At 74.4% G+C, this 2844-nt stretch carries 1 protein-coding gene; it reads left to right on the plus strand.

Annotated features, from left to right (window positions below):
• Positions 1-2844 (plus strand): type I polyketide synthase (locus ORI94_RS35090; RefSeq protein WP_266083148.1); only part of this gene is annotated, 2844 nt, incomplete at both ends.

A 2844-nucleotide genomic window follows, 5' to 3' on the forward strand; every position in this document is an offset into this window, starting at 1 on the left:
CGTTCCGGTTCATGAGCCAGGCCAGGCACGTGGGCAAGATCGTGCTGACGATGCCGCCGCGCTGGAACCCCGAGGGCACCGTCCTCGTCACCGGCGGCACCGGCGCGCTCGGCGGACACCTCGCCCGGCACCTCGTGACCTCCGGGACGCGGCACCTGCTGCTGACCAGCCGGCGCGGCCCGGACGCGCCGGGCGCCGCCGAACTCGCCGCAGAACTGCGCGAGCTGGGCGCCGAGGTGATCGTCGCGGCCTGCGACACCGCCGACCGTGAGGCCACCGCCGCGCTCCTCGCCGAGGTCCCCGCGGCGCACCCGCTGACCGCGGTCGTGCACGCGGCCGGTGTGCTGGACGACGGTGTGGTGACCTCCCTGTCGGCGGAGCGGGTCTCGGACGTGCTGCGGCCGAAGGTCGACGCCGCCTGGCACCTGCACGAGCTGACCCGGGACCTGGACCTGGCCGCGTTCGTCATGTTCTCGTCGGTGTCCGGCGTGATGGGCAGTGCCGGCCAGGGCAACTACGCGGCGGCCAACGTCTTCCTGGACACGCTCGCCCAGCAGCGGTCCGCGTCCGGCCTGCCCGCCCTCTCACTCGCCTGGGGCGCCTGGGTCCAGGACGGCGGCATGACCGGCACCCTCTCCGACGCCAGTGCCCGGAGGATGGCCGCCTCGGCCGCGCCGCCCCTCACCGTCGAACAGGGGCTCGCGCTCTGGGACGCCGCCACGGTCTCCGACGAGCCGTACCTCGTGCCCATCGGCGCCTCCGGCAACACCCGGATGCCCGGCGAGGTGCCGCCGCTGCTGCGCAACCTGGTGCGCGGCACCCGGCGTGCGGCCGCCACCGCCGTCGGCGGGGCCCGGGTCGCCGCGGACCTCACCCGCCAGCTCCTTCAGGCGCGGGAGGAGGAACGCGTCCGCGTCCTGCTCGACCTGGTCCGCGGCGAGGCCGCCTCCGTGCTCGGCCACTCCTCGCCCAAGGCCGTCGAGGCCGACCGCGACTTCCACGACCTCGGCTTCGACTCGCTCACCGCGGTCGAACTGCGCAACCGCCTCACCGGGGTCACCGGCCTGCGGCTCCCGGCGACCCTCGTCTTCGACTACCCGACGCCCACCGTGCTCGCCGAGCACCTGGTGGCCGCGCTGCTCGAGGAGGAGCGGGTCGCCGGCACGCCCGCGGCCACCGGCACGGTCCTGCCCGCGACGGCCGACGACCCGGTGGTCATCGTCGGCATGGCCTGCCGGATGCCCGGCGGCGTCAGCTCGCCCGAGGAACTGTGGCGCCTCGTCGTCGAGGGCCGCGAGGGCATCTCGGCCTTCCCGACCGACCGCGGCTGGGACCTGGACACCCTCATGCGCGGCGGACACGGCGGCCACGGCCGCAGCGCCACCTCCGAGGGCGGGTTCCTCTACGACGTCGCCGACTTCGACGCCGGCTTCTTCGGGATCTCCCCGCGCGAGGCCCTCGCCATGGACCCGCAGCAGCGCCTGCTCCTCGAGACGTCCTGGGAGGCGTTCGAACGCGCCGGCATCGATCCGGCGACCGTGCGCGGGAGCCAGACCGGTGTCTTCGTCGGTACCAGCGGCCAGGACTACACCACCCTCGTCATGAACTCCAGCGAGGACGCCGAGGGCCACGCCCCGACCGGTCTCGCCACCAGCGTCATCTCCGGCCGTCTCTCCTACACCTTCGGCCTGGAGGGCCCGGCGGTCACGATCGACACCGCCTGTTCCTCCTCTCTGGTCGCCCTGCACTGGGCGGCCCACGCGCTGCGCTCCGGCGAGTGCAGCCTCGCCCTCGCGGGCGGCGTCACCGTGATGTCGACCGCCATGGGATACGCCGGGTTCACCCGGCAGGGCGGCCTCGCCCCCGACGGCCGCTGCAAGGCCTTCGCCGACGCCGCCGACGGCACCGGCTGGTCCGAGGGCGTCGGCATGCTCGTCGTCGAGCGCCTCTCCGACGCCCGCCGCAACGGCCACCCCGTCCTTGCCGTGCTGCGCGGCTCGGCCGTCAACCAGGACGGCGCCTCCAACGGCCTGACCGCCCCCAACGGCCCCTCCCAGCAGCGCGTGATCCGCCAGGCCCTGGCGAGCGCGGGGCTCTCCACCGCCGACGTGGACGCCGTCGAGGCGCACGGCACGGGCACGACCCTCGGCGACCCGATCGAGGCGCAGGCCCTGCTCGCCACCTACGGCCAGGACCGGCCCACCGACCGGCCGCTGCTGCTCGGCTCCATCAAGTCGAACATCGGGCACGCCCAGGCCGCCGCCGGTGTCGCCGGTGTCATCAAGACCGTCATGGCGCTCCGCCACGGCCTCCTGCCCAAGTCCCTGCACATCGACGCGCCGTCGACCCACGTGGACTGGACCGAGGGCGAGGTGTGCCTGCTCACCGAGACCGTCGACTGGCCGGAGACCGGACGTCCGCGCCGTGCCGGCGTGTCGTCCTTCGGTATCAGCGGCACCAACGCGCACACCATCATCGAGCAGGCCCCGGAGACCGAGCCCGTCACTTTGGCCGCGGAGCCCGGGCGCCTTCCCGAGGTCGTGCCGTGGCCGGTGTCGGCCAAGTCCGAGGAGGCCCTGGAAGGCCAACTGGAGCGGATCACCTCCCTCGACCCCCACACCGCGTCAGCGCTGGAGGTCGGCTTCTCGCTGGCCTCCGGGCGGTCGTTGTTCGAGCATCGGGCGGTGCTTCTCGCGGGTGCGGCGGGTGCGGCGGGGGAGCGGCCGGTGGAGGTGGCGCGTGGTCGTGCTGCCGAGCGGTCGCTGGCGGTGCTGTTCTCGGGTCAGGGTTCGCAGCGGGCCGGCATGGGCCGTGAGCTGTATGCCCGGTTCCCGGTGTTCGCGG

Source organism: Streptomyces sp. NEAU-W12 (assembly GCF_026242095.1).
Taxonomy (GTDB): Bacteria; Actinomycetota; Actinomycetes; order Streptomycetales; family Streptomycetaceae; genus Streptomyces.